Source organism: Nitrosomonas communis (assembly GCF_024102715.1).
GTDB classification, from domain to species: domain Bacteria; phylum Pseudomonadota; class Gammaproteobacteria; order Burkholderiales; family Nitrosomonadaceae; genus Nitrosomonas; species Nitrosomonas communis_B.
Map to the genome: position 1 here is coordinate 1 of NZ_JAGFJM010000071.1, position 24,948 is coordinate 24,948.

A 24,948-nucleotide genomic window follows, 5' to 3' on the forward strand; every position below is an offset into this window, starting at 1 on the left:
ATTCACGTCGACTCAGTAAAAGCTACGAACGTCTCATGCGTACCGACGAAACTTGGGTTTACATCGCTATGATTCGTATTATGTTGAGGAGACTAGCTTAAAACAGGAGTTTCCAAACAGTTTCTAACCTGGAAATTATTCAATCTATAGCCTCAGCTGACAGCTCAGCTGAGGCAACATTAACCGTCAGCAGCGCTTCGCTAATTTTGCCACTAGCGCCGCAAGATCTCGCGTATTGCCAGATTTGCTTCAATCTCGTCCAGCGTACGCCAAGCAGGACGAAGTTGCTGCTTGGCGGCCAGCGGTAATTGATCCCCTATCTCGAAAATATTGTGCTGACTGGCATTACCATAGGTTGTCAGCACCTGAGCGCGCACAGGCTGTGAAAATTCAACCAGAGCGATATAAGTATCACCTGAGGATGATTTAAGTTTGCCATCTTCATCCGGCTCATAAACAATTTCACGAAAAACACCTAATGCAGTGCCAGCACCATTACCAGGCAAATCAATCCTGCCGCGGCGCAGACGAGCGATCTCACCCCACGCCACATCGAGTGCACCTGCAGTTGCCTGCAACTTACCTGCAGCATCCTGCAAGGCCAGTAGCGCCAACGGTATATCCGCCAGACCATGTGGCGTTGTCAATGGTGCGGTCGCATCAAAAGGTTGTGCATAGAAAAGACTGCCGACAAGCTGGGCAGGAGTAAAGCTATAATCAGGATCGGCAGCAGTAGCTTTGGCAATCGTTCTTTCCAGCCATTTCTCAAACCAAGCGCCGAAAAGCCATGCTCCCTGGCTTTCTGCCAGATATTGACGATCCCAGCGATCTAGCACATCGGCCGCCTGTTGCAGCAGGCGGCTATCACTCCCGCGCGCAGCAGCGATCAATTCATCGAGCAATTGATCAGCAATCAGTGCATGTGTCGAATGTTTGGCCGCAATTAATTCGGCGTAGCTCATCTGCTGGTGTGCGTTCAGTATCTGCAATCCGCGCAACTCGCGGTTATTGGTCACATCAGCTGCGATGTTAGGGGAATAACGACTTTTGTCCAGAAAAGGCAGCGTCATGTACCAAGGTGCGCCATTGGAATTTTGCACCCAACCACTGGCGGGATCAATCGCTTTGGGCAGATCCGCGTAGGAATGCGTCCTGCTCCAGATCAGATTCGAATCATCTCCAGAGACAGGTGCTCGCCAGAATGCTACATCACCCATCGTTCGCACGGGAATAATGCCATTGAAGACAAGCATAATATGCTTGTCCGCATCAGCATAAACCACATTGAATAAGGGCAAATGCTGACCCTGCAGCACATGCTGGAACTCTTCCAGGTTGCGCGCATGCCCCATTTCCCACCATTGCCGGTTCATGCCAGCCAGCAGTGGCATTTCCAACAAAGCAAAGCGCACCGCCAGCATCTGCTCATCCATCTCGATTACCGGCCCCTGTTTGGCCCGGCGGATGAGCAAAGACTCACTTGTCACGCTGCCGTTCTGCTGGCGGATTTGAATGATTTCGCTAGTGGTATCAAAGGACTGTGCCAATCCATCCAGCAAATAACCATCATCCAGCGCAGGCCCTGCCCGCTTCAATTGATAGAGATCGCAGCCATCCATGGTATTGACGGTATGCGTCCAGCCGAGGTGATCGTTAAAAGCTATCTGTAGAACCGGAGAGCCTACCAGCGCTGTGCCATAAAGATTAACGTCTGGCAGCAGGAAGTGTGACTCATAGAACGTCTCCAATCCGTGCCAATCCAGATGCGGGTTAGCCAGTAACATGGCATTACCGCTGGCAGAATAGGAAGAACCCAGCGCCCAGCCATTCGAGGCAACCGGTTGATCAGAAAAGCCGAAGCCCGGCAATACCGCACCACATTCAGAGGTGCCGGCAATAAAAACGGTCATCACACGTGTGGTGTGCGCAATAACATCCTGCGGCGTCACCGGCAGCACTGCCCTAACTGTATCGGAAATAGTCTCCGGATACTGACGAGCAAAATCATTGATGCCGGCTGCAAATGCATCCAGATTGGTGCGGAAAGCAGCATCTTGTTCCAGATACCATTTTTTGGCCAACGCAGGAATACCCAATATCCGTACAGACCGGTCCGCAGGCAGGTAACTTTCACCAAAAATTTCTGCACCACGTCCACGTGCGACGGCATAGAGTTTGAGCAGTAAATCCGCATGACTTCGCATTTGCGCCCAGCCAAATGCATAGAAGGCATCACTATCTTTAGGGGCAATGATATGCGGTACACCCCAGCTATCCCACAAAATTTCTGGACCGTCATGGATTTGTGCAGGTGGCGGAACGGACTGGCAAGCACATAGCAATAGCACTGCCCATAATATGGGCCACAATGCACGCGGCATGGATCGAATTTTCATGTTGATTTTCTCAATTAAAGCTGGTTATCTGATGAAATCCGTTCATGCTTGTTGATGAGGATCTGGAAATACAGATTGCTTAAGGCGTAGCAGCGTGCTCAGCACGCAAGGCTTTTTTATCGATTTTGCCGACACTGGTTTTGGCGATGGTATCAACCTGTTTAAATTGCGTCAGCAGCGCGTGTTTTGAAATCGAGCCGCACTCGATTGATGAGCGCATTTGGTCATGCGCAGCCGACTCGCTAAACAAAGCTTTATCCACTACCAGCAATGCTAGCGGACGCTCACCCCAGCGCTTATCCGGCACACCGATCACGGCGACTTCCTTGATACCGGTAACCAAGGTCAATGCGTTTTCCAATTCCAGTGACGACACCCATTCGCCAGCAACTTTGATGACATCTTTCAGGCGATCGGTAATGCGCAAATAGCCATTCCGATCAATGGCGCCGATATCCTGCGTATGCAGATAACCGCCTTGCCAGAGCGCTGCACTGGCTTCAGCATGATCAAGATACCCCTGCGTCAGCCAGGGTGCGCGCACGACAATTTCACCGCTGCTGTGCCCATCATGAAGCTGCGGGCGCATCGTATCGTCGACAATCCGTAAATCCACCAGTGGTATGGCGCGTCCGGCGCAACATAAGGTAGCTAGTGCATCATCCGCTAGCTGATCTTGCGCGCTGCTGCATTCATTCAATTGCGCCAGGGTCAAAATGGGGGCAGTTTCGGATAAACCATAGCCGGAGAAGCAATCGACCCCCATTTCCAGCGCCTGTTTAGCCAGTGCTTGCGGTAACGCCGATCCACCAACGACGACCTTCCAGCCACGAAGATCCACACTGGATGATTGTGCTGCGGTCAGTATCATTCTCAATAAGGTGGGAACGCCATGCGAAAAAGTAACGTGTTCATCCCGAATCAGTTTCAGCAGCATATCGGGGGCATAACGTCCTGGATAAACCTGTTTCACACCAAGCAGCGTAGCAATATAAGGGATACCCCAGGCATGTACATGAAACATCGGTGTCAGCGGCATATAGACGTCTTCACAATGAAACCGTTGCCGCGCTGCTGGTGCAGTTAATGCCATGCCTGCCGCAAGCGTGTGCAGCATCAGTTGCCTGTGCGTATAGTAAACTCCTTTGGGTGCGCCGGTAGTGCCGGTAGTATAGAAAACCGTCGCGCGCGTATTTTCGTCAAAATCAGCAAAACCAAAATCATTATCAATCCGGTCTGCCAGCCAGCTTTCGTATTCGTCAGCAAATTGTAGCGAGGTTGACGGCAGCGGCGCGCCATCTGCCATGACAATGAATTTTTGTATGTTGGATAATTCGGTGCGGATATTTTCGATCACCGGAATGAAATCGGCGTGCAGCAGCACCATGGACGCACCCGAATGATTCAAGGTATAAGCAATCTGTGCCGGCGTCAGCTTGGTGTTGACCGTCATCATGACCGCACCATACATCGGTATGGCGAAATAACATTCGAGATAACGGTGACTGTCGTGATCCATGACTGCGATCACTTCCCCCCGGCGAAAACCAGAAGCTGCCAATGCAGCACCAAACTGACTAATCCGCGCATATACCTGGCGGTAACTGAGGCGCAGTTGATCACGGTAGACAATTTCCTGATCGGAGGCATTCGCCAACGGCGTATGCCAGAGCTGTTTCAGCAATAATGGCGACATATCATTTTTTTCCAAGATTTCAACTAGAGAATCCACCTATCAGTTTATGCATATTCTTCTGGCTGGATACTTTTTTTAAAACAACACAACTGACGGGCACCAGCAATAAAGTCACCAGCGATGAGAAAAATATTCCAAACGCAAGCGTAATTACCATAGGCATGAGTTTTTCCGCATCTGAACTTTGCTCGCTGATGAGCGGCAGCAATCCCATAACGGTAGTTGCTGTGGTTAGAAATATTGCACGGAAACGTGCCTTCCCTGCCAAAACTACCGCTTTATAAATCGATGCATTTTTCTGGAGAATTTCATTGATTTTCGCAATCAATATCAGACTATCGTTGATGGCAACTCCTCCCACAGCAAATAATGCTACATAAGATTCCAGCGATAAAGGAATTTTCAGCAACAAGTGACCCACAACTGCACCGATAAAACCAAATGGAATAGCCAGCATAATGATCAGCGGTTGCAAATAGGAACGCAGCGGCACCGCCAGCAGCGCGTAAATTCCCAATAAGGCCAGCGCGCCATAACCCCATAGATCAGACATTGCCTCCTCTTGCTTTTGCCGGGTTTGGCCTGGCTCGATCCTGAGCCCAGGATATTGCGCTTCCAGCCCGGGAATCACATTTGCCCGCAAATCAGCAAGAATAGCTTCAGTGTTAGCCTCTCCTTTAAAGACATCCGCGCTGATTAATTGAATCCGTTCCCGATTCTGCCGGGTAATGCTGGCAAAACCCGGGGTATATTCAGCTTCCGCTACTGTGGCGAATGGAACAGTGCTGCCATTGGCCAGTCTGACCGGCATGCGATATAAATCATCCAGAGAACGGCGGTGCTCGGCAGGAAAGCGCAGCATCACCCTGACTTCATCCCGATCCAAAAAGAAGCGCTGTACCTCCAGTCCAAAAAACCCATGGCGAACTTGCTCACCTAAACTTTGCATTGTTAGTCCATGGAGTGCTGCTTCGGGCTTAAGCTTGAGGCGCAACTCGGATTTACCTGCCTGCATGGAACCCGTCACGCTATGTACGCCGGCATAAGAAGAAAGCTTGGCTTTAAGAATTTCACCGACGGCGCTTTGTAGCGCAACGTCTGCAGCAACCAATTTCAGTTCAATGGCTTTTGCAGAATGCGTGGTTGGCATGCCAAGATCTCTTGGCCAGAAAGTCTGGAAAGACAGCGTTGCACCAGCAGGAAGCTCACCAAAGCGCTCCTGCCATTGCCTTTTAATCTCATCCATTCTGGAACGGATACGTTCATCAATCGCAATTTCGATATCCACAAATCCGGAATTGTCATCGCTAACAGCAATAATGTGCTGAAAACTATCCTTCAATTGAGTCGATACATCGATTCCGAATTCTGTGTTTAGCTCGGCGCGCATTTCATTGGCAATGCGCTCCAGCCGCATTACCTGATAATCAACTTCTTCAAACGGGGTGCCCGGCGGGAGCTGGAGAATGGCAAACAAATAATAATCGTTGACGGGCGCCTCCATCACGCTGTGAATGCGTCCGGAAAAAACAAGCGCAGCGGTAATCAGTAAGATAATGGAAAACATTGAAAGCGTGATATAGCGGAACCGCAACAGTACTTTCAGTAGTGGCGCATAGACACAATCAATAAACCATTGCAATCCACTATCAACCCGCTCCTGAACAGAACCAATTGCAACTGACCAGATACGACGCGGTGCTGGTGAGGTAGCGCTGATTGCCAAATGGGAGGGTAAAATCAGGAGTGCCTCCAGCATGGAAAATGCCAAAGTTACAATAATCACCAGAGATATGTTGTACATCAGATAACCGCTGAGCCCCGGCAAAAAAAGGCCGGGAACAAAAGCAATCATGGTAGACAACACCATCAACACCACTAATGGTGCCACTTCAAGCGTTCCACTGATTGCTCCCGATAAACCGGGACGTCCTCGCTGCTGATGCGTGTAAATATTCTCACCTACCACAATCGCGTCATCTGCCAGCACACCCAGGATAAGAATCAGAGCGGCAATCGAATAGGTATTTAGCGAAATTCCCAGCATCGGCATCAGCCAGAGGGCTCCCAACAGTGATATCAAAATACCACTGCTCACCCATAACGCCAGATAAAACCGCATGGTAAACATCAGTATCAGAAAGACCAGAATAAACCCTGATACTGCGTTTTCCCACAACATGGACATATTATGTTTATAATATTTTGACCAGTCATCCCATGTCGAAATGTCAATCCCATCAGGCAGGCCAGGACGGAATGCCTCAATGATTTCATTGACTGCTTCGACCGTTGTCACAATCCGGTCTTTTGACTTGACAAAGAGTTGCGCAGCCAGCTTGCCATCGATTCTTGCCAGGAAATCTTTTTCACTCACCGTCTCACGAATCTGCGCAATATCACCAAGTTGCAGGTGCGCACCATATGGTTCAGAGCGCAGATTGATTGCAGCATAATCAGCCACAGTCATAGCCTGATTCTTGCTTCGCAGCAGCAACTTGCCATCGGTTTTTTTAAGCTCTCCTGCCGGGATGTTATTGGATGCAGCCCGTATAGCCTCGGCGATTTCCTCAAAGGTCAGTGCATAGCGGCGTAAATCCGATTCTGTGATTTCAATCGATATTTCATAGGGAAGCTGCGGCCAAGGCGTCAGTAATCCGATATCCGGATGCTTGCTCAGCATGGCCTGCAATCGATCGCGTTGCCGCAGCAGGGCCAGCATATCCACTTCACCATGCACCATGATGGTTACTGCAGATGTGCCAATTTTCATTTCCTGAATTTTCAGCTTCTCAGCTTCTTTCGGAAAAGACGTAATGCGATCCATTCTGGCCTGCACGGCGGACTGGAAGCGAGTCGCATCAATCGCCGGATCAAACTCAACGATGATTTCGCATTCTGCCTGGCTGGCAATGGCATTGATATGCCGGATGCCTTCCAGATCATGGATAGCTTCCTCAATCGGAATACATAGCGCTTGTTCCACTTCGGCAGGCCCTGCGCCAGGATAGGCAATCTCGATTTTCAGTTGATTTTGTGGCGCAGGGGGAACAGTGTAGCGCTTGGACACGGTTAGCCCCATCAATCCACCCGCGATAATAATCAACATCAGAAAATTGGCGGCGATAGGATTCCGGGCAAACCAGATAATCAGCTTCATGGAACAAGCTCAGTAGGTATAACTTCTATTCCCTCAACCGGATGATGCAGGCCAGCGACAAGCACACGTTCACTCACATTTAATCCTGCTTTAATGATCACTCGCTCGCGTTCTCTCCTAAGCACTTCCACGGTGCGAAAACGTAATCGCTGGTCCTGATCAACAATCACCACCTGATTATTTTTGCGTAATGCACTGGCAGGCAGAATAACCAAATCATCGAACCAACGCCCTTCGATGCTGGCTTCTACATACAAACCCAGCGGTAAACTGGCAACAGACGATTTGGTACCCGATGGATCAGATTTTTTTGCGCCAAGACCGAATGGATCCGGAATTTGCGCAACCAGCACTACCATACCGGTATCTTGCTCAACCACGCCTTCACTGCGCACGATATGACCTAGCCAGCTTTGCTGTTGCCCCTGGTAATTTGCAGTCAGTCTTACAGGCGCCCCTTTCGCGGATTGAGCACGGTGGGGCAAGTCTGAAAAATCGATGAAGGCAAGTTCGTGCGTGCTTAATGGCAGGCGCACCTCAGCCAGATCACTGCTGTATATTTTTCCTAATACCGCCCCGCTGTTCAGATACTGCCCTATCCCCACTTCCTTATTACGCACCCGGCCATTAAAAGGTGCGCGGATATCTGTGCGTTGCCGCAATAAGCGGGCATTTTTCAATTCTTCTTGTTCGGCCGCCAGCTTTGCCTTTTTCTCTTTAAGTTGCGGGATCCTCAAACTGAGTGGATTAGGTTCTCCCTGCCCGAGATGCTCCCATTCATCACGCGCTTGCTCCGCTTCCGCTTCCTCCCGTGTCAACTGGTATTGAGCTTCCATTACCCTGGCTTGTGCTTGCGCAACCCGCAAGTCATATTCTGCCGGATCGATCGAAACCAGTAAGTCTCCTTTCTTGAAGAATCCGCCGCTGACAAAAGCAGGTGAAATTTTGATGATATTGCCTGACACGCCGCTAACTAGGTCTATTTCTGTTTGCGCCATGACACGCCCTTGCGAGCGAACATCCATGCGCAACCGTTCAGGTTTTACCCTGATGACTTGGACCGAAGGCGGTGCAACGATATCTTCCTGCTGCTCGGTTTGCGGCGGCGAGTCAACAATGGCCAAAGCGGCCAATCCTCCCGTCATCGCAATCACTAGTGCGATGAGTAATTGCCGGCGTGTTTTCATAGAGAAATAGCGATCAAATGCTGCTTTAATGTCACCACATCAACCTCGTCATACATTCCCGCCCAGTGCCAGATAAAGATTAATGCGATTGCTGAGCAATTGCCGGCTGACAGACAAATGAGCACTCTGCGCATTGAGTGTGCTACGGTAGCTGTCAAGTAAGGTAAGAATGTCAATCAGGTTGTTACGGTAAGAATAAACAGCCAATCTCCGGCTGGATTCGGTTTGTTCTACCGCTTTCTTAAGAGATGCCTCTTCTTGCCGTAACCACTCTTCCGCTGCCAGCGCTTGTTCCACTTCGCGGAAAGCGTTAAGTGCGGTATTTTTGTAAAAATTCAGCATTTCCTCTGCGCGCGCCTGACTGCGGAAAATTTCGCCTTGAATACGTCCGCCGGTAAACAAAGGCTGCATGAGTCCGGCAAATACATTCCAGGCCGCTGCCTTGGGATCGATCAGCTCAGCCAGCTCGCTGCTGCGCGTACCGCCACTGGCGGTCAGCGTGATGCGCGGCAGGCGCAGTTTTTTAGAACTGGCTGTCCGAAAGTCGGCTGCTTGCAGGCGATCAAATGCTGCCACCACATCTGGTCTACGTTCCAGCAGTTCAGAAGGTAAACCTGCAGCTATCCCCGCGGGCAATTGCAGCAAGGCTGAGACGCTCATTTCATTTCCTGCCGGATAGCGTCCCAATAAAATCTCCAACTGGCGAGTAATCGTTTGAATTCTGTTACGCGCCTGCTTGAGTTGCGCCTCCGCATTGGCCAGATCAGTGAGCGCCAGTCGCAAATCGAGCCCGCGTTCCAGGCCGCGTTGAAAACGTCCTCGTACCAAATTTACGATGATGGTCCGGTCTTTGATTGATTGCTCAACGACTGCTGCCTGAAGTTTTGCTTCGGCCAATTCAAAATAACTCTGCGCCACCCGTGCTGCCAAAGATAGGCGCGCGCCGTAATAATCAGCTTTGCTTGCATCTGCTTCCTGTACTGCAGCTTGCTGGAAATCACGTATCCGTCCCCACACATCCAGTTCCCAGCTCAAGCCGAACAGCGCTTCAAATACACCAAATCTGGATGAACCAAAACCTGCTTCCCGGATCTGGATTTGCTCGTGGTCAGCAGTGAAAAAAAACTGTGGCCAGCGACCTGAACCATCGATACGAGCCTGCGCTATTGCCGCATCGACTCTTGCTGCCGCTGCTTTCAGTTCATAGTTATTGGCAAGTGCACTCTCCACCAGATGACTCAGCTGGGGATCACCAAAAGTCTCCAGCCACTGTGTCGGCACAGACTGAATGGGCGCCTCACCTTCAGCCCATTGATCCGGTATCTTAGCACCCACTTCCTGCATATGCCGCTGCGGCAACATATTACATCCCGTTAGGATAAGAAAAAGTGTTACTCCAAAAAGTACCCTAGTCACTTAAAGTTATCCGATTTCAATGAACGACTCATTTAATGGTCGGCACAATGCATTCCGGCAATCAAGATTGCATTCAGCTCAAGAAAGTTAGAATCGGAATTTCAAAGTACCCACAACTGTTCGCTGCAAACCAGGATAGACCCTCGAGCCAACATCGTTGAAAGAAACGTAATCTTTATTAAAGATATTGTTAGCACTTACAATAAACATCCAGGGCCCATAATCATAGCGCAACATCGCATCGAACAAGGTATAAGATGGTGTCTTACTGGTATTTTCCAAATCATTGAATATTTCCCCCACATAACGAACACCGCCACCGATTCCAAGGCCCCGCAGCCACTCTATTCCCAGGCTTCCAAAGGAATAATCCAGCCAGGCAGAGGTCAGGAGTTTGGGCACCTGAACCGGCATTTTATTTTTATCGACATCACTACTTTTCGTTACAGTGACATCATGATAGGTAAACGAGCCGATAAAATTCAAACCACGTAACAGTTCTGCCCTTGCTTCCACCTCGACCCCGCGTGATCCGACTTCACCTGTCTGCCTGCTGCGAAAGAAAGGATCGTTGGGATCAGGCGTGGGCACGTTAGTTTTGGTCAGATCAAAAAATGCCACCGAATATAGGCTTCTTCCGCCTATCGGTTGATATTTGACACCTGCCTCATATTGCGTGCCACGCGTCGGCTCGAAAGGACTATTGCTGGAATCAAGTCCTGGTAGCGGCAGAAATGATTGTGAGTAGCTGACATAAGGCGCTATCCCATTGGCAAAAAGATAAGTCAGGCCAGCGCGTCCAGTCCACGCATTATCTCTAACCTTGGTTCTGGTAGCACTTAGAAAATCAGCATCCTTGGTATCAACCCTATCATAACGGCCACTCAATGTCAGAATCCAGTTCTCACCATATCTGACCTGATCTTGCAGATATACGCCGAGCTGATTGATCTCTTGTTTCGCATCTATATCCAAGTTGCCTGGTATGGGAATCGGTATGCCATACACTGGGTTAAACACATCGATACCTGGCGCCTCTCCTGAAAGAAACTTGAGGGATGCATTCGTCACATTCCAGTCCACACCGGCTAACGCGGTATGATTGAACGGCCCTGTATTGACCTTGGCCTGAATATGCGTATCGATCACAGTTTGAGTCAATCGCTCTTTGGTCATGATTGCGGTACGCTGCATTAATGTGGGCTGTGTCTCACTGAAGCCAGCGCGAAACATTTCATTAAAATCGCCATCTTGCTGCATATGGCGGAAATTTTGCCGCGCAGTAAAGATCTCATTGAAATTATGCTCGATTTGGTAGCTGAAAGAAGATTGATTGGTCGCATATTTAACAAAATCTAAGTCAGTTTGCACCACATTGGTGCGGCTGCCATCTGGCGCAAGCAGAAAGAATGGCGATGATTCGGAGCGGTTATTGAGCACATCCCCCATGAGCGTGATGGTGGTATCAACTGTCGGACGCCAAGTCACTGAAGGAGCAATATAGAAACGTCTGAGCCCTGCCCGATCTCCACCGGTATTAGGATATCTGATCTGCGTGTCCGAATCGAGCCCTAGTGTGACCAGACGAAACATCAAGGTACCATCTTTATTGGCAAAGCCTAAATCGGCAGCAACCCGTTTCCGGTCAAAATTACCATACTGTAGTTCAATCTCACGAATCGGGTCTGCATTGGGACGTTTAGTGACACGATTCACGACCCCACCCGCGTCGCCACGGCCGAATGTAACTGAAGTTGGTCCACGCAGCACATCGATCCGCTCCAGCCCATAAGTATCGGTGATAAAGGAATTAAAAAACAATCCCTGAGCGGCCATACTCAAGCCATCACGGAAAAGCGAGGTTGTCAGTCCCTGGAAGCCGCGCATCAGCAAATATTCATAACCACGTCCGTCAAAGCCGAACTGATCAACAACCACGCCGGGAACATAACGCAAAGCCTCGGTCATTTCCTGAACGTTGCGTGCGTCGAGCTCGCGGCGCGTGACCACTGAAATCGATTGTGGCACCTCAATCAGCGGTGTGTCTGTTTTTGTGCCTGAACTGCTCCTTTTTGCAACATAGCCATCGCTGGTCGCTGTGCCCTTGACCGTCATGGTGGGTAAAACAGTAACATTTGATTGGTTCGATTCAGCATCACTTGTCTCTGAGCCTGCTTCAGTTTGCTGTTTGTTCGCTGTTGCAGGTTTGTCAGCATCTTGGGATTGCGCATGGCTATTGATCGATGTTACCAATACAGAAAATTGCAAACCTAATAGTAGTATTAATTTCTTTGGATCGATCTTTGCGCTGCTTTTTATTGATTTTTTCATGACGAAGTTAAAAATTACAGTTAAAAATTCTTTTGCTTAATATGCGAGTGCAGAAGACACTGCACGTTTTGCTTGTCTGGTTGCTGTTTGGTTAGCTGTGCTAATCAGGGCTTGTGCGATCTCATTGGTGCGGACGGCCGTCACTGATAGCAAGGTATCGCTCAGACCATGGCTCGATTCACAGGCACCCTGCAGAAAAACGGTAGGTTTGAAATGGGGCACGCTACCCAATTGGTATTGACGGTTTACCTTTAAATCCCGGAAATAAGGCATGATTGGTGCTAATAAAGACTTGTGATGATCACGGTCATACCCCGTTGCCAGCACGACTGCGTCGTATGTTTCCGTGCGCTCACAATCCGTATTCAAATCATGCAAGACAAACTGAATGCCGTCACGCTGGGACACTGCCCTGCTGATTTCATGACGCCGTAGAAAACGATGCCGTTCAGTGCCGGAAACTTTTTGCCGATAAAACACATTGAAGATTTGTTCGATCAAGGCTAGATCAGGTGCGGCATAGTTGGTATGCCAGAACTCATTGAGAATTTCAGCACGCTGCTGGTCGGAGCTATTAAAAACATAATCAGTAAAATCGGTATTGAAAATCTCATTGACGAAGGGACTGTCATCCGATGGTTTGATCGCACGTGCACGCATAATCAAATCAACCTCAGTTACAGGAGAGCGGTGATGCAAATCCATAAAAATTTCTGCTGCGCTTTGCCCACCCCCTACCACTGCAATCTTTTTTGCATGAGGATGCTGTGCAATCTCCTTCAGATAGCTATTCGAGTGAAATACACGCGGATTACCTTGCAATGACGAGAAGCTATCCGGAACCCGTGGATGGCCGCCGATACTGATCACCAGATTGCGTGTCAACCGCTCGCGGATGACTTGCTCACCATCGCGTGAGCGGATGCGCAACAACACAACCTCATCGCTGCGCTTTTCGGGTAATACTTCAATCACTTCTTCACCATAAGCACAGCAATGCTCGAAATGCGCTGCCGCCCATGCCAGATAGTCATTGAACTCATGACGGCTCGGAAAAAAGGTCTTGAGATTGATAAAATCCTGCAGCCGATTCTTTTGGTGTAGATAATTGATAAAGGTGAAACGACTCGACGGATTGCGCATCGTCGCGAGATCCTTGAGAAAAGAAACCTGCATATGTGCGTTATCCAGCAGCATATTGGGATGCCAGGCAAAACCAGGTTGTTTCTCGATGAAAAAAGACTCGATGTCATAACCCGCTTGTTTTTGTTCTTCGAGTGTAATTGCAAGCGCAATATTGGATGGGCCAAAACCAATGCCGATCAAATCATAAATTTTCATGATGAAATCCTCAGGATAAAGAGACAGAGTGGGGAGATATCGTGTTGCGTGGCACCCAGAGTTGCTCAGCAAAAAAACGCTCTCGTAACAACATGCCGAGCATGGCGCGCTTATGTGGGAAATCGAACTCCTTGAGTTGAGCGTAACCGCATCGGGCCAGATTCCGGATCATCTTGTCATTGTCAGCGCGGGGTTCAATGACGACTCGCTGCGTTCTGTCATCATCGAGAAAGAGATAATGGGAAATGGATGGTAACCAGGCAGTCACGAAGGGTTTGCCGCGCAAATGCGGCTCTCCGATCAACACATGCCAGCCGCGATCAAAATCATCCACATCATAGTAAGGCGCTATCCGGTCTTCTTTGGCCCAATATATTTCGAAATAACCGAATGGCTCATCATCCAGGCAACTGATGAGGTTGATCACATGCGGGTCTGCCTGGATACCTTCGAGGTAGGTGCGGTGCTTGGAAAAATCGCCTGTTTCCTGCCAAAACTCTGCTACCACAGGATCATTCATCCAGCGGTTGAAGCATTTGAGATCGGCGTCGGCATCGACAGTGCGGAATGACAAGGTACGTCCCAGCCAAGTGATGTAACGCTGATATACAGTACCCTCGGGCTTGGGCGGCCGTAACGGATGACGCCGCCCCTGACTAAAGACGGTGTAAATCGGATATGCTTGCGACCGGGGTGAAGTATGCCAAATCCTGGATTGCTGCCAAAAAAACTCTACATAAACGACATATCGCCCATCGTCAGCCTTAACCAACACTCCCGAATCGAACAACTCGGCAGACTGCTGGATGGGGACTGACAAATACACTTTTTTCTGGTGTGGAAAAATGGCAAATGCTGCCTCCACTGCAGCCAGGAGTTCAGTGACTTCAAATTGCTCTGAGCAAAGATCACCCCATTCCAGTATTAATTGACCGGATTGCTGATATAGATGCCAGATCGTTTCCTGCTCATTTCTGGAATCCTGCACACTCAATATTCTGTCTTCATACGTAACAAGATAACGAATCTGATCCGGACAGGATAATAAGTGCACCGGCAGCGCTGATTGCTCCAACACTGCGTCGCAAGATTGATCGTTTAATTGATATAGATCCATTTGTCCCCAAGAAAGCTTGCCTCCAAGAAATACTGATTTTGCTAATGCTTTTGTCTTATTTTTTTAAGACGAATGAGAAGTATTATTATTTATAAATTTTTCTCTTCAGATCATTTCTGGTTACCTGTGATGTGAAGAGAAAGATAGGACAATGACTATGTCATTGAAGAACAAGACTTAATTTTCCCCTAGGGGGAAACAACTGGATGATCTCTCACAATGAAGAGATGACGATATTCGCGTTAAATATTTATCTTTGCCATTCGTCTATTTCATATATTTCTTTTTAATGAGTAAGCCATGCTGAAGTATCTTATTAAACAATCCAAACCGTTACTTTTGAGCGCATCGTTTGTGAGCGTACTGCATGGGATGGGCAGCGTATATTTACTTGCCCAAATCAGCGCCGCACTGACGACCGCTCATTTCGATCGAGGGGAAGCTGCGCTGACTTTTGCGGCAACAGCTCTATGTGTCATGTTTGGCTACATGATCGGCGCGATCCTCTTTGAACGGCTGGGACAGCGTGCCCAGTCTGATTTGCGTAGCTTTATCGCACAAAGAGTCATTGCCGCAGATTACCAGCAACTCGAACAACTGGGCGCTGCACGGGTGCAATCTGCCCTATCCGAGCACTGCACGCGGGTGGCCGAGTTTTTTGTGAGTTTTCCGGTCATCCTCACTAATGCCATCATTGTTGCCGGTTGTCTGCTCTATCTGGCATTTTTATCCTGGCAAGTATTTCTGCTCGCCATCCTTGTCATTGGATTCGGCTCACTGGGTTATCACCTCGCGCATCTGCGCGCAATCCGGCATCTCGATATTGCCGCCAAGGAGCAGGACAATTTATTTGCCTATTTTCGATCACTCACCGATGGCGCCAAGGAGTTACGCCTTAACCGGGACAAACGCAGCGCTTTTTATGATGGCGTGCTCAAACAATCGATCGAAAAGGTGCGCAAAGAGCGCACCTTCGGCATGTCCATTTTTGTGGCTTCAGCAAGCTGGGGTAATTTCCTGATTTACGCCTTCATTGGCATGGTATTGTTCCTGCTGGTGGGCGATGTGCCTGAACGGACATTGATCATGACAGGCTATGCCTTGGTGTTTGTTTATATGGTAGGCCCCCTGGAAGCATTACTGTTGAATATCCCGCGTGCCAATCTCGCCCAGGTATCGGCCAGGCGCATAGAGGAAATTACCCGAGCCATGTCTTCTTCCGAATCCCAAACGAATAAAACCGAGTTGCCACCACTGCAATCGATCATGTTGCAAGGCGTATTACATCGCTACTATCATGAGCAAAAAGATGAAATATTTACGTTAGGGCCGATCGATTTGCAGTTCCATCCAGGAGAAATCACCTTCCTGATTGGGGGCAACGGCAGCGGCAAAACGACCCTGGCAAAACTGCTGGTAGGGCTCTACCCGCCAGAAGAAGGCAAAATCATGCTCAATAACGTCGCAGTCGATGATACTAATCGCGATGACTATAGACAGTTCTTCACCACCATTTTTTCCGATTTCCATCTGTTTGACCGCCTGCTTGAAACGAATCATGGTAACGATCTGGATAAAGAGGGCAACCGCTTGTTAGCCAAACTGCATCTGCAAAATAAGGTGAAGGTTGAAAATGGCGCATTTACTACGCTGACGCTATCCCAAGGGCAGCGCAAACGGCTGGCTTTGGTGGTCGCTTACCTGGAAAATCGTCCTTTCCTGGTGTTCGATGAATGGGCCGCCGATCAGGATCCGGCTTTTAAAGAAATTTTTTATTATGAACTGCTTCCCGAATTGCGCGCGAAAGGCAAAGCGATACTGGTCATTTCGCACGATGACCGCTACTTCCATTTGGCCGATCGCCTGTTGCGCATGGAAAATGGCCGTTTGACCTTTGAGCCCATGAAATCGCCCGACGCCAAGGGGAATACGGCGGCAACAACCTTAATAACAGCCAATGGCATAGTCTGATGTTATGAAAAGATTTATTGAACCTCAAGTACTTGCCGGCATTGCGCAACAGGAAAGACAATCCAGCAAATCCAGAGCAAGCCGTCAAATATTGACGCTGCTGCATCGCTGGGCAGGCCTCTTTCTGGCGGTCTTCCTATTTATTTCCGGGCTGACCGGCGCCATCATCTCGTGGGATCACGAACTGGATGAATGGCTTAATCCCCAATTATTCGAACGGCAAAGTCAGGGAGAATCCCTTCCTCCCCTGGCACTTGCCGACCAGTTTGAAGCCTCTCACCCCAGAATACTGGTCACTTGGCTGCCTTTATCCCTGGAGCCAGAGCAGAACCTGGAACTAGGGGTAAAAGCCCGCCTCGATCCCACTACAGGTAAAGCTTTCGAGCTCGATTTCAATCAAGTGGCGCTGGACCCTGTCAATGGTGAAATACGCGGCAGCCGTCTATGGGGAGACCTCTCACTCAGTCGGGAAAATTTCCTGCCTTTTCTGTACAAATTGCACTACAGCATGCATATCCCGGATGCTTTCGGTCTGGAATTAGGCATACTGTTCATGGGCATCCTGGCAATTGTATGGTCCATCGATTGCTTCATCGCACTGTGGCTTTCGTTTCCCAATTTCCAGGCATGGCGCAAATCATTCGTTTTCCGCTGGCGGCAAGGCGGCTATAAGTTGAATTTCGATCTGCACCGTTCAGGTGGTGTGTGGCTATGGGCACTGCTATTGACCCTGGCTGTGACTGCCATCTCGATGAACCTCAAACAGGAAGTCATGCGCCCACTTGTTTCAACCTTCTCCACCCTCACTCCCGATCCTTTTTCGCTACGCACCCCAAATCCGCACGACGAGCCGATCGAACCTGTGATCACGCGGCAGGAAATCATCCAGCTTGCCAGTGCAGAAGCCCAGAAAAAAAACTGGATCATGCCACCGGGAGGTATGTTTTACGAGCCAGAGTACGGCATTTATGGCGTCACGTTCCACGAGCCTGGCCATGATCACCCCCACTTCGGCCTCGGCAACCCCTGGCTTTATTTTGATGGCCAGGATGGCTCCTATCTGGGTGACAAAATCCCAGGAGAAGGCAGTGCGGGCGACATCTTCCTGCAAGCGCAGTTTCCACTCCACTCCGGCCGCATCCTTGGCTTGCCCGGTCGTATCCTGGTTTCCTTGTTAGGATTGGCAGTCGCCACACTGTCCGTGACCGGAGTCATTATTTGGCAAAGGAAGCGCTGGGCGCGAGTGAGAATGGCTAATAATCACTAAATTCCTCCGATTGAGCGGGAAACAGGAAAGAATAAAACAAGCCCACACTGTACTGCGAAATTGCTTCTTCCCGTAAATATGCCAACAACCTGGTTGACCTCGCAAGAAGAAGCACTTCCTTAAATCGGTTCGCTATTAGTGTAATTCAGCTACCCTCTTAAACACATTGACCCATTGCAAATATCATTGTGACGCTAGGACTCAAAATTCTCCCTCTGACACCCGCTATTGCCGGGTTAGCTGAAAGTAGCATCGTAAACCACGGCGACCCAGCCGATAGATTAATTGCCGCTACTGCTATTGCGCACTAGGTTCCTCTCATTACTGCTGATGAAAAACTTCGTTCCATTCCGGGTCTACACTGCATCTGGTAATCCATAGGAAGGTCGATGCCTACTCTTACTACAGGCTAAATAATTAGCTCCAGGCTTTTTTTAAATACTTGATCTGATATGCGCTTTGACACAAACGTAGGTGGAATAAATAAAGACAGACGATGGTACTGATCGGATACGTGAGATGCAGCATCAACCGGCAGATAGCCTTGCAGCAGATCGACGCATTACGGCACGCCGCAGGTTGTGTGCGCATCTTCTAGGACAAGGCGGTAAAGGCCACGGCCAGAAAGCGTCCTGGCCTCATAGCCGTGCGCAAAACGCTAAAACCCGGCGATACCTTCGTCATCACTTCCATCGACCGTGCATTCCGCTCGACGATAGATGCCATCATCTTTCTGGACGAGATCACCAGAGACGGCATTACCTTCCACTCGCTGGTGCAGCACATCAATACCCGAACGCCGAAGACGCGGGCAAATGGCGGCAGCCAGATGCAGAGAAAACACAAAGGGGTGAACATCTTTGTTATATGTGGAGATGATTCGTGAAGTGGGATACTAGCTCATGCCGCAGTTGATTGTGTTGGGGCTCCATCTTTTCTGAATTGGGCACTCATATTATCTCCCAGTCTTCCACATCGCCAGCAACGCTATCAAACAAGGGATGAAGTTCAATCTCTGTGGTGTTCTTGAATTTTTCGTATAAATTTGGGTCTCTGTTTTTTAATTTATGCAGTAAATGCTTGAACTCGTATTGGACTTGCCCGTTCGTAACAGGAATTTTGTCTTTAAAGACCAAGTCGATGATCTTGGTTTTGTTGAAATGATAATTTCTTCGATCAGCCTCTTCGGTAACTGTTTTTAAATAGTACGCAATTGCCGCAGATGGATTATCCGTAATTTTAAACCGTATCAACTGCGGGTGATTTTTATAGCCTTTGGTCTTTCCAAGTAAAACATTTTGAGCCAGTAAACCTTCTCTCCAAAGCGCTACCAGGCCTTTTGCATCCAGATATTTGGGATGGATTGACCAAAGCCGCATACAAAAACGCCCTTACTTTGTTAAATTCTGCTCAGTAAATATGAGCGCATTGGTATCAAAGCCGAGTTCTTTTGATTTTTCGACAAATCGTTTTTTCACGGCCTCACTGACTGTCGGCGTTCTTGATAGAAGCCACAGATAAGACGTGTTATAGCCTGATACAAAGGCGTATTGATAATTTTCCTGATCCAGATCAAATATAATGTAAGACCCATAAAACGGGCCAAAGAATGAAACTTTCAGATGCCCCTCATCACGGCTTCCAACAAAATAGGCTTTTCCTTCCGCCACTTTCCACTTGTTTTCTTCAGCTAAAAATCCGCGGTTGATCACGTTGATACCGTCGTCACAGCGTAATTCATATTCAGCTGTTACGTTACTCAAACCATGTTCAAAGGAATGATCTAGCCGGGCAATTTCATACCACTTACCAAGATATCTGCTTACATTAAAATTTTTAACAGGAACAATACCTTCCGGCATGCCTGTGCAGCTGATTAACAAGAAAAAGAAAAGAACTAATAATATGCGCATGCGTTTCACTTCATTAGAATTGATAATCGTAATATCCAAGGATTAGAAGTCTATGCCCCGTAAAGACAAAATGGTGTCAGTTATTGTATCTTGCAGCATAAACGAATTGACCGACTACCAGCACTGTAATGAACACTAAAACAGGCTGCAATTTCAAACATTGTGTAATGTCCCGTTTTGCCTATTGCATTCATCGCCTCTCCTCTATCAGTAATGCCGGCAACAATTCCGTCCGTTGGTTTCTTGGGCGATTTCTTCGGTCACTTGGTAATATGAATACACCTAGGGCTACTTATCATAAATGCACTTCATCCACTTCTTGCACTATACAACGACTGACACTGAGGCATCCTGAAGTATCCATAAGCATTGCGTTACAAATACTATAGGTTGAAATGCTAAAAAATCCTTTAATAGCTCAAGGCGAATGATCTCGTTCATGGGCAGGATATCCGTGACAAGTCAGGCTTAAATTGTTCTTGATACCAATAAATATTATAATTAGGTATGAATGTTTGAATTGATGGAGTTGATTATGCCCATTCAAAAAAATACCAGTGTCACACTGGGCGAGCATTTTGAGAAGTTTCTGGCGCACCAGATAGAAACCGGACGCTATGGCTCGGTGAGCGAAGCGATACGCGCCGGGCTTCGTTTGCTGGAAGAGCGTGAGGCGAAGCTGGAAGTGCTGCGCCGTGCTCTGACCGAAGGCGAACAAAGCGGCTCATCTAATTATTCCTTGCAAAATGTTCTGGATGAGTTGGAAAGTGAAGATTAGATGGGATCATTCATGCTCACGCAGAAAGCCAGGGACGATCTGCTTACCATTGGCCGTTACACGCGCAGGCAATTGGGAAAAACGCAGCAAATCCGCTATCTGACGCAGCTTGACAACGCATTCCACGATTTGGCGGACAAGCCCAATCTTGGCCGCGCGTGCGATGACATCCGGGAAGGCTATCTCAAATACGGTGTCGGCATGCATGTGATTTTTTACCGTCCCACCGGAAAAGGCCGGATCGAAATTATCCGCATCCTGCATGGCCGCATGGATATCGAACAGCATTTATGATGTTGTTTTTCATTAACGCGTCTGATTCCAAACTTACAATCGCTAATTGAACAAGATGAAACTATGTCCTTCTTTCTTCCACAAAGCTGAAAGAATCATATAAATTGAACGGTATAACCCGGAGGGCTAACAATGACGATTACATTCAAAGGCATTGAGCTTGAAGAGGAAGGAAAATTCATTCACCTTACCATTACCGGCAAGTTAGAAAAGGAAGACTATGACATGTTCGTGCCGGAAATCGACCAGAAGATTAAGCTATATGGCAAGATCAATATGCTTGTGGAGTTGGTCGACTTTCATGGCTGGACGGCAGGGGCCGCCTGGGAAGATACAAAGTTTGGTGTGCGGCATTTCAATGATATCGAGCGTTTGGCTATTGTTGGCGATAAAGCCTGGGAAAAAGGTATGGCCTATTTCTGCAAAGTCTTTACTTTAGCCAAGGTCCGCTACTTTGATTTAAATGAACGCGATAAAGCGGAAGCCTGGACTAGGAGCGTTGAATAATATTCAGCGCTTTCATAACAATTGCGTAAACAGGTTTGCCTGAAACATTATTAAGGTTCCAAGCGAAGCGTTTGCTCGCTCATGAACCTCTGCCGACTAGGCAACTAAGGCGGACGCGAAAAAGTCAGAAAAATTGCGGAGACTCTGTAACACGTTAAGGGGAACAAAAACCCCTTTCCTGTCTTTCAAACAAGCGCACCTTCTGGCTGCATCAAATTTTTTCAACAATTGCAACACAGGCGGTTTTTTGCAGCCAGTAATCAACGTAATCGGCATTAACCGCCTTTCATAAAAAGGTGCACTGATTTCTTCAGATCTGTATCTCGTTTTATTTAGAATGATATGTAGTCAGCCTGCCAAGTGGCGATATTTTTCCAGGGTATAAAAATGAGAAATAAAAACTATACAATTAAAACAATGGATAGAGAGGAAATTGATATTGTCATTGAATGGGCAGCAAAGGAGGGTTGGAACCCCGGGCTCCATGATGCCGATTGTTATTACACAGCAGACCCAACTGGTTTTCTCATGGGCTTCCTGGACGAGGAACCCATCGCCACAATCTCTGCAATCAAATACAGTCAATCTTTTGGCTTCCTCGGGTTCTACATGGTCAAATCAGAATATCGTGGCAAAGGGTATGGTATTCAACTTTGGAATGCTGGCCTTAAATATCTTGAAGGGTGCACTATTGGCCTTGATGGCGTTGTGGCCCAGCAGGACAATTACAAAAAGTCTGGATTCAAACTAGCCTATAGCAATATTCGCTATGAAGGACACGGTGGTGGCAATCCCCCCGAAAATGCTGAAATTGTGAAACTGTCCACATTACCTTTTGAAACCATTGATTCATACGATCAACCATTTTTCCCGGCAAACAGATCTCATTTTACAAAATGCTGGACAAGCCAACCTGACAGCCATGCCTTGGGCATCATGCAGAGCGGAAAACTAGCAGGATATGGTGTGATTCGTGCTTGCCGCAACGGTTACAAGATTGCTCCTCTTTTTGCAGACAATCCAGAATTAGCTGAATCTCTTTTTTTGGCTTTAAAATCCACGGTGAAATCGTCGGAACCAGTTTATCTGGATACGCCAAAAGTCAATCAGGCTGCTTTATCATTGGCAGAGCGCCATAGTATGAAAGTTTCATTTGAAACCGCAAGAATGTATACGGGTGAAATACCTGAAATTCCGCTAAATCGACTTTTTGGTGTGACGTCCTTTGAAATCGGGTAGCCCAGGACTGTTTCCTTATGCTCTAGTCATGGCTGGCCATACCATGTGGATCGACCACCGCCATGGCGAATCAGCAGGCCTTTCTCTACCAGTGAGCCGGGCTATGACGCAGGCGGAAAAAAGAAAGCGGGGATGTCAAACGAAAGGTCTGACCCCGAGGAACTGACCCCGAGGAACTCTGTCTTTGAGACTTGAAAAATTATTTATGAATGCTTTGGAGGACACATGGCATATCGAAATGGAAATTACGCAGCCTTTTATGTTGCAGAACCGTTTAACGCAAGCGCACTCAGTGCTCATGCCACAGAGGATTTTTGCTATTACAACCTGCTGAGAGCTTGGAAATCTAAAGACGCATCATTTCCTTTTAATGACTCCCATAACAAGACTTACAACGTCCGTGATAATAGCGCTTGGGAGACAACCTTGAAACCAAGACTGAGGGAGCGAATTAGAAGCTCAAAGAATATTGTACTTTTTCTTAGCTCCAATACAGTTAACTCAAGAGCGCTAAGAGAAGAAATTGACTATGGAGTAAATGATCAGGGGCTTCCTGTTATCGTGATATATCCGGGCTATGACTCCAAGGAAAGTCTTCTAATCAATGGCTCCCTGAGGCAGTCCGTAAAAAACCTTTGGGATAAATTACCTATTTTCAGAGATTCAATGTACAGGGTTCCAACACTCCACATCCCCCTCAAAAAAGAAATCATTGAGGACTCATTGAAGGAAAGCGACTTTATGCTAGCGACTAAGACGACTGCTAAATACTATTGGTACGAGCCATGACAAAGGTTAGCTTCTTTGACAGGCGGGTGATTGAAAGTTTCCTCAAAATCACCTCTATCATAAGCGCAGCGCTGTCTTTGCTTGTACTTTTTGTTGATATACCTGCAGCAAGAAAAGCCACCTACGGATGGATATTTATAGGGGCACTTGCACTAATCTATTTGGCAATTTGGATTTGGTCTAACAATCTCAATAAGATTGATATAAATATTGAAGGCAGCGAAGTCACGATCAAAGTTGGCGACATTTTCTCAGAGCCAGGTTTAAAAGCAATCGCTTTTAACGAATACTTTGACACGGTAGTAGATAACAAAATAATCGCCGAAAGCTCGCTAAATGGTATATTCGTTCAGAAGCATCTTAGCGAGCCTCTTTCAGAGCTAGATCGCCATATTGATAATTATTCATTTGAAGCCAGCGAAAAACTCGAAATCAATTCAGAACGCAGCTTAGGAAAGAAATTGCGCTATCAGATCGGGACCATTTGTGTGTATAAGGAGTTTCTGCTAGCTGCTTTTACAAAGTTCGATAAGGACAATAAAGCGGTTCTTACGATGCCAGAATATCTTGAGTTTTTAATTAATTTCTGGGACAAGGTGAATAACGTATACGCACAACAGAGTGTATCAACGCCAGTGTTTGGCTCAGGAATTACGCGCATTAAAGGTCATAAAACTATAAGCGATGAAGATCTTTTAAAAATCATGCTGTGGACATTCCGTATTAGCGAAATGCGATTTAAATACCCAGCAAAGCTTACGATTGTTATTCACAAAGACAAGATCGATAAAATTAATCTCCTTGATATTAAGTCTGCAAGAAACGGGGTATAGATGACTTCTTGTTCTGTGCTTATCGGTAGGTGTCAACATACTTTTCGCCTGAGCACATCATTTAAGCAATTTTTTGCATCCTGGTTTCTGCTTGTGCATTACCGGGATTAAGTCTGACTGTTGACTCGTGTGACCAGTCCCGGGTTTTACCTGACCAACGTTCCGGATGTTTCTTTTTTGCGTTCTCATAGAGGCGTTTTCGCTGTTCAAGAATAATCACATCATCACCATGATGGCGCTGTGCCGGCGTCACATATTTTATACCGCCATGGCGATGACAGTTGTTATACCAGTCAACAAAATGCAGCACCCATTGGCGTGCCTCGTCAATACTTTCAAAGGGTTTGGATGGATAAGCCGGTGTATATTTCAAAGTTTTGAACAATGCCTCTGAATACGGATTATCGTTACTTACCGAGGGGCGGCTGAATGACGGAACAACACCCAGCTTCTGCATGGTTGCCAGCATGGTGGCTCCTTTCATCGGACTGCCATTATCTGAATGTAATACGACCTTCTGGTGGATAGGTAATACTTCTGTCAAGCGTGTTTTTCGCAAAACATCAGCAGCTTGTTCCGATGATTCATTCTCATAGACTTCCCAGCCTACAATTTTACGGCTATAGATATCCATGAACAGATACAGGTAAAAGAATACGCCTTTAAGCGTACTGGCCAGATAGGTAATGTCCCATGACCACACCTGATTGGGT

The 24,948-nt window shown here is 47.7% G+C and carries 21 protein-coding genes and 1 pseudogene; 11 read left to right on the forward strand and 11 right to left on the reverse strand.

Annotated features, from left to right (window positions below; translation table 11 throughout):
* Nucleotides 1-101, forward strand: a pseudogene (locus J5I83_RS06545) (IS5/IS1182 family transposase); the annotation flags it as partial.
* Nucleotides 102-212: 111 nt separating this feature from the next.
* Here J5I83_RS06545 and J5I83_RS06550 read toward each other — a convergent pair.
* The 8 genes from J5I83_RS06550 to J5I83_RS06585 form a co-directional block, all read right to left on the reverse strand.
* Nucleotides 213-2,396, reverse strand: coding sequence for a penicillin acylase family protein (locus tag J5I83_RS06550; protein WP_304054329.1), 2,184 nt, complete (start codon nucleotides 2,394-2,396; stop codon nucleotides 213-215).
* Nucleotides 2,397-2,475: 79 nt separating this feature from the next.
* The gene (locus tag J5I83_RS06555; RefSeq protein ID WP_304054331.1) at nucleotides 2,476-4,092 is read right to left on the reverse strand and encodes a fatty acid--CoA ligase; all 1,617 of its coding nucleotides are present in this window, start codon (nucleotides 4,090-4,092) and stop codon (nucleotides 2,476-2,478) included.
* A gap of 19 nt (nucleotides 4,093-4,111) precedes the next feature.
* A complete protein-coding gene (locus J5I83_RS06560; protein WP_304054333.1) occupies nucleotides 4,112-7,252 on the reverse strand; it encodes an efflux RND transporter permease subunit in 3,141 nt (1,046 codons plus the stop codon).
* Nucleotides 7,249-8,439, reverse strand: a complete 1,191-nt coding sequence (locus tag J5I83_RS06565) for an efflux RND transporter periplasmic adaptor subunit (RefSeq protein WP_304054334.1) — start codon at nucleotides 8,437-8,439, stop codon at nucleotides 7,249-7,251. The genes J5I83_RS06560 and J5I83_RS06565 overlap by 4 nt, the downstream gene beginning before the upstream one ends.
* Before the next feature lie 48 nt (nucleotides 8,440-8,487).
* Nucleotides 8,488-9,855 carry an efflux transporter outer membrane subunit gene (locus J5I83_RS06570; protein ID WP_304054336.1) on the reverse strand — a complete coding sequence of 456 codons (1,368 nt, stop codon included), beginning with the start codon at nucleotides 9,853-9,855 and terminating at the stop codon, nucleotides 8,488-8,490.
* Nucleotides 9,856-9,942: 87 nt separating this feature from the next.
* On the reverse strand, nucleotides 9,943-12,186 hold the full coding sequence (locus tag J5I83_RS06575) for a TonB-dependent siderophore receptor (protein ID WP_304054338.1): 2,244 nt from the start codon (nucleotides 12,184-12,186) through the stop codon (nucleotides 9,943-9,945).
* 36 nt (nucleotides 12,187-12,222) lie between these two features.
* Nucleotides 12,223-13,527: a lysine N(6)-hydroxylase/L-ornithine N(5)-oxygenase family protein gene (locus tag J5I83_RS06580; protein WP_304054340.1), complete on the reverse strand. Its 1,305-nt coding sequence runs from the start codon at nucleotides 13,525-13,527 to the stop codon at nucleotides 12,223-12,225.
* A 10-nt stretch (nucleotides 13,528-13,537) separates the two neighbouring features.
* Nucleotides 13,538-14,644 (reverse strand): GNAT family N-acetyltransferase, encoded by a 1,107-nt coding sequence (locus J5I83_RS06585; protein ID WP_304054342.1) that lies wholly within the window; start codon nucleotides 14,642-14,644, stop codon nucleotides 13,538-13,540.
* Nucleotides 14,645-14,944: 300 nt separating this feature from the next.
* On the opposite strand from J5I83_RS06585, the gene J5I83_RS06590 reads away from it, so the two are divergent.
* The 4 genes from J5I83_RS06590 (at nucleotide 14,945) to J5I83_RS14520 (ending at nucleotide 18,768) form a co-directional block, all read left to right on the forward strand.
* Nucleotides 14,945-16,615: a cyclic peptide export ABC transporter gene (locus J5I83_RS06590; RefSeq protein ID WP_304054344.1), complete on the forward strand. Its 1,671-nt coding sequence runs from the start codon at nucleotides 14,945-14,947 to the stop codon at nucleotides 16,613-16,615.
* A 4-nt stretch (nucleotides 16,616-16,619) separates the two neighbouring features.
* Nucleotides 16,620-17,882: a PepSY-associated TM helix domain-containing protein gene (locus tag J5I83_RS06595; protein WP_304054345.1), complete on the forward strand. Its 1,263-nt coding sequence runs from the start codon at nucleotides 16,620-16,622 to the stop codon at nucleotides 17,880-17,882.
* Between the two features lie 188 nt (nucleotides 17,883-18,070).
* On the forward strand, nucleotides 18,071-18,193 hold the full coding sequence (locus J5I83_RS06600; protein ID WP_304054346.1) for a hypothetical protein: 123 nt from the start codon (nucleotides 18,071-18,073) through the stop codon (nucleotides 18,191-18,193).
* Nucleotides 18,194-18,528: 335 nt separating this feature from the next.
* A complete protein-coding gene (locus tag J5I83_RS14520; RefSeq protein ID WP_369683399.1) occupies nucleotides 18,529-18,768 on the forward strand; it encodes a recombinase family protein in 240 nt (79 codons plus the stop codon).
* Between the two features lie 64 nt (nucleotides 18,769-18,832).
* Here the strand turns inward: J5I83_RS14520 and J5I83_RS06610 are convergent, their stop codons facing one another.
* A complete protein-coding gene (locus J5I83_RS06610) occupies nucleotides 18,833-19,261 on the reverse strand; it encodes a pyrimidine dimer DNA glycosylase/endonuclease V (protein WP_304054350.1) in 429 nt (142 codons plus the stop codon).
* A gap of 12 nt (nucleotides 19,262-19,273) precedes the next feature.
* Nucleotides 19,274-19,795 carry a lipocalin family protein gene (locus tag J5I83_RS06615; protein ID WP_304054361.1) on the reverse strand — a complete coding sequence of 174 codons (522 nt, stop codon included), beginning with the start codon at nucleotides 19,793-19,795 and terminating at the stop codon, nucleotides 19,274-19,276.
* A gap of 535 nt (nucleotides 19,796-20,330) precedes the next feature.
* Between J5I83_RS06615 and J5I83_RS06620 the strand changes: the two genes are divergently transcribed.
* From J5I83_RS06620 to J5I83_RS06645, 6 genes are all read left to right on the forward strand, one after another.
* Nucleotides 20,331-20,573: a type II toxin-antitoxin system ParD family antitoxin gene (locus J5I83_RS06620; RefSeq protein ID WP_304054352.1), complete on the forward strand. Its 243-nt coding sequence runs from the start codon at nucleotides 20,331-20,333 to the stop codon at nucleotides 20,571-20,573.
* Nucleotides 20,574-20,585: 12 nt separating this feature from the next.
* Nucleotides 20,586-20,867, forward strand: coding sequence for a type II toxin-antitoxin system RelE/ParE family toxin (locus J5I83_RS06625; RefSeq protein WP_304054353.1), 282 nt, complete (start codon nucleotides 20,586-20,588; stop codon nucleotides 20,865-20,867).
* A 132-nt stretch (nucleotides 20,868-20,999) separates the two neighbouring features.
* Nucleotides 21,000-21,374 (forward strand): STAS/SEC14 domain-containing protein, encoded by a 375-nt coding sequence (locus J5I83_RS06630; protein WP_304054354.1) that lies wholly within the window; start codon nucleotides 21,000-21,002, stop codon nucleotides 21,372-21,374.
* A 387-nt stretch (nucleotides 21,375-21,761) separates the two neighbouring features.
* Nucleotides 21,762-22,613, forward strand: coding sequence for a GNAT family N-acetyltransferase (locus J5I83_RS06635; protein ID WP_304054356.1), 852 nt, complete (start codon nucleotides 21,762-21,764; stop codon nucleotides 22,611-22,613).
* A 225-nt stretch (nucleotides 22,614-22,838) separates the two neighbouring features.
* Complete coding sequence (locus tag J5I83_RS06640; RefSeq protein ID WP_304054358.1) at nucleotides 22,839-23,402, forward strand: TIR domain-containing protein; 564 nt, start codon at nucleotides 22,839-22,841, stop codon at nucleotides 23,400-23,402.
* The gene (locus tag J5I83_RS06645; protein WP_304054359.1) at nucleotides 23,399-24,235 is read left to right on the forward strand and encodes a macro domain-containing protein; all 837 of its coding nucleotides are present in this window, start codon (nucleotides 23,399-23,401) and stop codon (nucleotides 24,233-24,235) included. The genes J5I83_RS06640 and J5I83_RS06645 overlap by 4 nt, the downstream gene beginning before the upstream one ends.
* Before the next feature lie 61 nt (nucleotides 24,236-24,296).
* Here J5I83_RS06645 and J5I83_RS06650 read toward each other — a convergent pair.
* Nucleotides 24,297-24,948: IS3 family transposase (locus J5I83_RS06650; protein WP_304054360.1), on the reverse strand; the 652-nt coding region annotated here is incomplete at its 5' end.